Genomic DNA, 6,290 nt, shown 5'->3' on the forward strand with positions numbered 1-6,290 from the left:
CGTGCAGTCCCCCGGAACGGTGGAGTACCGGCGCGCGGGGCAGTGCCACGAGGGCGGTCGGACGAGGCGCCGATCCTCACGCGTCGGACCAGGTGCCGGCCCTCACCGGTCAGACGAGGCGCCGGCCCCCGGGATCAGATGAGGCGCAGGGCCGCGGTGCGCAGACGCGATGACGCGCGTTTCGCCTGGCGCTCGGCACGCCGGAGGCGCCGAAGACCCGAGGCCCTGCGATGCTCCTCCGCCTCGCGGTGGAGGGTTTGTATTCGGTCACGCACCAGTTCTTGGTGCATAGACGGCAGGTCGAGGCCGCTGGAGGGGAAGTAGCTCATCGGAGTGGTCCTTTCGGGAAGTTCTCTGGGTGGTCGATCAGGTTCTCGGTGGTACCGGTCGTGCTCGACGGCACCGGTCGTTCTCTGTGGTCATCGGCTTCGTGGTCATCGGCCGGTGACCGGGTCGTTCAGGCGGCGACCGGGTTCTTGCGCGGACGTCCACGCGGACGCTTCCGGGGGACGACGGCCCCCCGGAGGACGAGCTCGCCGCCCCAGACCCCCCACGGCTCCTCGCGCTCCAGCGCGCGGGCCAGGCAGGCCTCACGGATCGGACAGCCTCCGCAGAGCGCCTTGGCGAACTCCACGTCCTCCGGAGACTCGGCGAACCACAGGTCGGGGTCGGTACGACAGGGGATTGTGGCTTCGTCGATCAGGTCCATGACCGTCTGGGCCCCCATCTGCTTCACCTCTCAGCTAGGTGTTGATCTTTGGTTACCTCTTGGGGTGGGGGTCAGGAACGACGCGGACAAACAAGAAGGCCGCGGATCCTGGTGCGGATCCGCGGCCTGAAGGCTCTTTCCTCGGTCAGGTCATGACCGGAGGATGCCCCCAGGGTTGCGGACCGCGCAGTCCACCGTTTCCGATGTGCTGGGTCATTGCTGCGTAGCTGCCGCCCACTCGGGTCTTGGCGGCCGGGACATGCGCCACCGGCCTGACCGTCGCCGGAACAACCGTCGCCGGGAAGGCGGCGGGCGTGGCCCAGCGGCGGGCTTCGACCTGGAAGTGAGCAGAATCGTCCTGCGGAACCGGGACGACCGCACCGACGGTGAGGAGGGTCCGGAGCTCACAGGGCAGAACGGTGTTACGGCGCACGGAAGCGAGCCCGATCTGGGACGGCATCAGAGTGACTTTCACAGCGGACTCACCTCCATTCGAAGATCGTCGGACAGTAGCGTCCGACTTGCATGACCATGACCCTAAACCCCTGCCGGGGAGGTGGGCAACATATTTTCCACCTGCGGTGTTGCGACTATCTCACGCGGATCATGGCCTCCTGAACTACCGACACGGCCAGGTCTCCGGACCGGGTGAACATCTCGCCCCTGGCGAGTCCGCGCGCCGCCCCCGACCACGGCGACTCCTGGGCGTAGAGCATCCACTCGTCCACCCGGAAGGGGCGGTGGAACCACATCGCGTGGTCCAGCGAGGCGCCGGAGAGGTTGGAGGCGCCCCACGCGAGGCCGTGGGTCAGCAGGACGGTGTCGACGAGCGTGAAGTCGGAGGCGTAGGCGGCCAGCACCACGTGCAGCAGCGGGTCGTCGGGCAGCTCGGTGTCGTAGCGGAACCACACGTTGGTCTTGGAGCCGCGCAGTTCCGGGTCGCGGTGGGCCTCCCAGGTGAGGGGCGTCACGTAGCGGGCGTCCACCGGCCTGGGCCTGGAGATCCACTCGCGCATCGGCGAGTCGCTCCCCACGACCTGGAGCATGCGGTCCTGGAAGAGCGGCAGGGTCTCCGGATCGACCACCTGGGGCATGGCGGTCGCCTGGTGCTCGACGCTGGTCTCGGTCACGTGGAAGGAGGCCGACATGGTGAATATGGCCTTGCCGTGCTGCACGGCGACCACGCGCCGGGTGGTGAAGGAGCGGCCGTCGCGGACCCGTTCGACGTTGTAGACGATCGGGATGGCCGGGTCGCCGGGCCTGATGAAGTAGGCGTGCAGCGAGTGGACGTTCCGGTCGTCGGGAACCGTCCGGCCCGCGGCGACCAGGGCCTGGGCGGCCACCTGACCGCCGAAGACACGCTGGATACGCTCCTCGGGGCTGCTGCCCCGGAAGATGTCGAGCTCGATCTGCTCCAGGTCGAGCAGGGCCAGGAGCTCCTTGAGCGCCTCGTTCACGCGTCCTCCGTCCGGTTCGCGGCGTCGCGGCACAGATCGAGCACCGCTTCGCCGTAGCGATCCAGTTTGACGCGTCCTATTCCGGTGATCGCCAGCAGGTCCCGTTCCGAGGTCGGGGTCCGCTCGGCGATGGCCTGGAGGGTGATGTCGGTGAAGACGGCCCACTGCGGCAGCTTCTCCTTCTTCGACACCCCCGTACGCCAGGCCTTGAGCTCGTCGAGCAGCCTCTCGTCGTGGTCGGCGGGGCAGGTGGCGCACCTGCCGAGCTTCTGCTCGGTGGCGACGGCGAGGGTCTTGCCGCAGATCCGGCAGCCGACCGGCGCGGCCGGGGAGCGGCGCTCCGAGGGGGAGGACGCCGCGCCCGCGCGGCCCTTCTGCGCGGAGCGGCCCTGCGCGGAGCGGCCCTGCGCGGAGCGGCCGGTGAGCCCGTCCAGGAACCGGGAGGGCCTGCGCGAGCGGCGGCCCCCCGGGGAGCGCGCCAGCGCCCAGGAGAGCGACAGGTGCGCGCGCGCGCGGGTGACGCCGACGTACAGCAGCCGGCGTTCCTCCTCGATCTGCTCGGGCGTCTCGGCGTAGACGATCGGCAGCATGCCCTCGGTGACGCCGACCAGGAAGACCGCGTCCCATTCCAGGCCCTTGGCGGCGTGCAGCGAGGCGAGGGTGACGCCCTCGACCGGCGGCGCGTGCTGCTCGCTGGCCCGGCGCTCCAGCTCGGCCACGAACGCCGAGAGGTCCGCGCCGGCGGCGGCGAGGTCCTCGGCGAGGTCGGCCAGGGCCTTGAGCGACTCCCACTTCTCCCGGGCCTTGCCGCCCCCGGGTGCCTGGGGGGTGAGCCCGATGCCGGACAGGATGTGGTGCACGGTCGAGGCGAGGGTGTCCCCGGGGTCGGCGGAGCGGGCGGCGCCGCGCAGCAGCACGACCGCCTGGCGCACCTCGGGGCGTTCGAAGAACCGGTCGGCGCCGCGCAGCACGTACGGCAGGCCGGCGTTGCCGAAGGCCTGCTCGTAGGCCTCGGACTGGGCGTTGACCCGGAACAGCACGGCGATCTCGCGGGTGGGCACGCCGGAGTCGGCGAGCTTGCGCACCGCGCGGGCCACGCCCTCGGCCTCGGCGGTCTCGTCGTCGTACTCGGTGAAGACCGGCTCGGGGCCGTCCGGGCGCTGGGCGATCAGGGCGAGCCTGTGCGGGGTGCGGGCCGCCTCGAGCACGCGGTTGGCCAGCGAGACGACCTGGGGGGTGGAGCGGTAGTCGCGGACCAGCCTGATCACGGTGGCGTCGGGGTACTCGACCGGGAAGCCGGTCAGGTAGCGGGTGGTCGCCCCGGTGAAGGAGTAGATGGTCTGGTTGGGGTCGCCGACCACGCACAGGTCGTCGCGGCCGCCGAGCCAGGTGTCGAGCAGCAGCTTCTGCAGCGGGTTGACGTCCTGGTACTCGTCGACCACGAAGTAGCGGTACTGCTGGCGGATCTGCGAGGCGACCTCTCGATGCTCGGTCATCACCGCGGCGGTGAGCTCCAGGATGGTCTCGAAGTCGACCAGGTGCCGGTCGCGGCGGAGGTGCTCGTACTCCTCGTAGACCCGGACGACCTCCTCGGCCGGGACGGGTGGCGTCCGTCCGGCCTTCCGCGCCGCCGCCACGTAGTCCTCGGGGCCGATCTGGGTGACCTTGGCCCACTCGATCTCGGAGGCGATGTCCCGCAGTTCGGAGCGGTCCTGGTTCCTGCGCAGGGAGCGGCAGGCGTCGATCAGCAGCGGCAGCTTCGACTCGATCACCCTCGGCGGGTCGCCGCCGATGACGCGCGGCCAGAAGTAGGTGAGCTGGCGCAGCGCGGCGGCGTGGAAGGTGCGCGCCTGCACGCCCGGCGTGCCGAGTTGCCGCAACCGCTGTCTGAGCTCACCGGCCGCGCGTGTGGTGAACGTCACGGCCAGCACGCCCTGGGGGTCGACGACCCCGCTGCGGACCGCGTGCGCGATGCGGTGGGTGATGGCCCGGGTCTTGCCCGTCCCCGCCCCGGCGAGCACGCAGACCGGCCCCCGGACGGCTTCGGCCACCTCACGCTGCTCGGGGTCCAGTGCCGCCAGGACGTCGTCGGGCTCCACGGGGGCTCCTTCACGCAGTCGGACACACGCGGTCGGACGGACCGGGCGGCCTCATCCTCCCAGCCGCCGGTCGGCACCGCTCATTCTGGCAACACGCCGCCGTCAACCTATGTGGTTCGTCGAGATGCACAAAGCACGCTCTTTGCTCCACAATGATGGTCGAATGCTCCCAGGGAAGGAAAAAGACCCGTGCGAACTGGGGTAACCGTGGGTGCGCTCGCCCTTGCGGCGGCGATGCTCGGACCTGCGGTGTTGCACTCGACCGCACACGCACACGCGATCGTGGCCCCGACCCGGACGGACGGCGGAAGCACCGGGGGGACCGGAGCCGCCGGGGGCGCCGCCGCGACCCGTACCGCGCCCACGACCGGCCCGGCGGCCGCGACCGGCATGCTGTCCGCGACCAGGAGCACCGTGACCGCGGCCAGGACCGACGTGAGCACCGCCGGGAGCGGCACGGGCACCGCCCGGGGCGGAGCGGGCACGACGAGGAGCGGTGCGGGCACGACCCGGAGCGGCACGGCCGGGAGCCGCGGGACCGACGGCGAGGCGGGAAGCGCCACGGCCCGGGGCCGCGGCACCGGCGCGACCGGCGAGCGCATCCCGACGCCCACGCCGGTGCCCACCCCGACGCCCCAGCCCGACCCCCTGGTCCAGGGCACCGTCGTCAACACCGTCGCGTACGGGCCGCACCCCCGCCAGCGGATGGACGTGTGGTACCAGCCCGACGAGATCAAGCGTCCCGCCGTCTTCCTCATCCACGGCGGCTGGTGGTCCTCGGGCGACAAGAAGTACATGACGGAGATCAGCCGGAGCTACGCCGAGCAGGGCTACGTCGTCTTCAACATCAACTACCGCCTGTCCGGCGACGCCTCCTGGCCGGCCCAGCGCACCGACACCTTCGACGCCGTCGCCACGGCGCGGCGGCACGCGGCGCTGTGGTCCTTCGACCCGAACAAGTACGTGATCATCGGTTTCTCCGCGGGAGGGCACCTGGCCACCGCGGCGGGCACCTACAAGAGCGGCCTGCGGGGGCTGCGGGGCGTGGTCGGCATCTCGCCGGTCGTCTCCCCGCTCACGGCGTACACCGAGGGCGCCGACACCTTCGACGCGAACAAGCGCAGGTTGCGCCAGGCCGCCATCAAGCTCGCCGGCGGCTGCGAGCCCACCGGCAGGTGCGCCAAGGTCTGGGCCAGCATGGAGGTGCCCTGGCACGCGAGCCGCGGCGACGCTCCCATGCTGGTGGTGCACTCGGAGGACGAGTTCGTCTCGCCCGAGCACGGCGAGCAGCTCAAGGAGCACCTGCGCCGGTTCGGCGTGCCGGTGACCGTGGCGACCGAGCCGGGCATCGAGCACAGCGCTCCCCTCTACCGGTTGCCCGGCGTGGCCGAGCGGACCCAGCAGTGGGTCGCGCAGAAGCTTCTCCCGTCGGGAAGCTGAACGCCCCTCGCGTTGTTGGGATGGGGGTCGGACATCACACGAGGGGATTTCTCAGACATGGCGCTGACTGTGTACACGACCACCTGGTGCGGCCCCTGCAAGAGGCTGAAGAGCCAGCTCGGCCGCGAGGGCATCGCCTTCACGGAGGTCGACATCGATAGCGATCCCGACGCCGCCTCGTTCGTCATGAGCGTCAACAACGGCAACCAGACCGTGCCCACGGTCGTGATCGACTCCCCGGCCGGACGGGTCGTCAGGACCAACCCCTCGGTGATCGAAGTCAAGCGCATCCTGGCGGGCGCCGCCGTGTAGCCGCACGCGGGCGCGGGCGTGCGACCGCGGGCGCGTGTGTACGGCCGCCCGCGAGGTGTACCGGTGCGTGACCGCCCGGTGGCGAAGCACCCGGCCCCGGCCCGCGGACGCAGGGCGTTCCCGCGGAAGCCGGGGCTCTCGCGTGTCCGGACCCCGGGGCTCTCGCGTGTCCGGACCCCGGCGCGCCCGGCCTTGCGGGGCGGTCCCGGTCCGCGAGGCGTGTTCTGCCCCCGGAGGCGACCCGTCCCTTCGTCCCCCGGAGGCGACCCGGTC

General features: G+C 71.4%; 7 protein-coding genes. 2 read left to right on the top strand and 5 right to left on the bottom strand.

Translation table 11 applies throughout. The features are described 5' to 3' along the window. Positions 1-134 precede the first annotated feature (134 nt). From AB0G16_RS12055 to AB0G16_RS12075, 5 genes are all read right to left on the bottom strand, one after another. A complete protein-coding gene (locus tag AB0G16_RS12055; RefSeq protein WP_362802753.1) occupies positions 135-329 on the bottom strand; it encodes a hypothetical protein in 195 nt (64 codons plus the stop codon). A gap of 128 nt (positions 330-457) precedes the next feature. Continuing rightward, complete coding sequence (locus AB0G16_RS12060; protein ID WP_362802756.1) at positions 458-727, bottom strand: WhiB family transcriptional regulator; 270 nt, start codon at positions 725-727, stop codon at positions 458-460. A 127-nt stretch (positions 728-854) separates the two neighbouring features. Next, on the bottom strand, positions 855-1,184 hold the full coding sequence (locus AB0G16_RS12065) for a hypothetical protein (RefSeq protein ID WP_362802759.1): 330 nt from the start codon (positions 1,182-1,184) through the stop codon (positions 855-857). A gap of 115 nt (positions 1,185-1,299) precedes the next feature. Next, entirely contained in the window at positions 1,300-2,166 is an 867-nt protein-coding gene (gene tesB / locus AB0G16_RS12070; protein WP_362802762.1) for an acyl-CoA thioesterase II, read from the bottom strand. Continuing rightward, entirely contained in the window at positions 2,163-4,265 is a 2,103-nt protein-coding gene (locus AB0G16_RS12075; protein WP_362802765.1) for an ATP-dependent DNA helicase UvrD2, read from the bottom strand. Before AB0G16_RS12075 ends, tesB begins: the two co-directional genes overlap by 4 nt. Positions 4,266-4,454: 189 nt before the next feature. Between AB0G16_RS12075 and AB0G16_RS12080 the strand changes: the two genes are divergently transcribed. Both AB0G16_RS12080 and AB0G16_RS12085 read left to right on the top strand, forming a co-directional pair. After that, positions 4,455-5,705, top strand: coding sequence for an alpha/beta hydrolase (locus AB0G16_RS12080; RefSeq protein ID WP_362802768.1), 1,251 nt, complete (start codon positions 4,455-4,457; stop codon positions 5,703-5,705). 57 nt (positions 5,706-5,762) lie between these two features. Then, positions 5,763-6,017, top strand: coding sequence for a glutaredoxin domain-containing protein (locus tag AB0G16_RS12085; protein ID WP_362802771.1), 255 nt, complete (start codon positions 5,763-5,765; stop codon positions 6,015-6,017). The last annotated feature ends 273 nt before the right edge of the window (positions 6,018-6,290 follow it).

The sequence above is a fragment of the Streptosporangium sp. NPDC023615 genome (assembly GCF_040640155.1).
GTDB lineage: Bacteria > Actinomycetota > Actinomycetes > Streptosporangiales > Streptosporangiaceae > Streptosporangium.

Bases quoted from the DNA above. Each gene is read 5' to 3' on its own strand.
- AB0G16_RS12055 (WP_362802753.1), bottom strand. From the start codon at position 329: ATGAGCTACTTCCCCTCCAGCGGCCTCGACCTGCCGTCTATGCACCAA.
- AB0G16_RS12060 (WP_362802756.1), bottom strand. From the start codon at position 727: ATGGGGGCCCAGACGGTCATGGACCTGATCGACGAAGCCACAATCCCC.
- AB0G16_RS12085 (WP_362802771.1), top strand. From the start codon at position 5,763: ATGGCGCTGACTGTGTACACGACCACCTGGTGCGGCCCCTGCAAGAGG.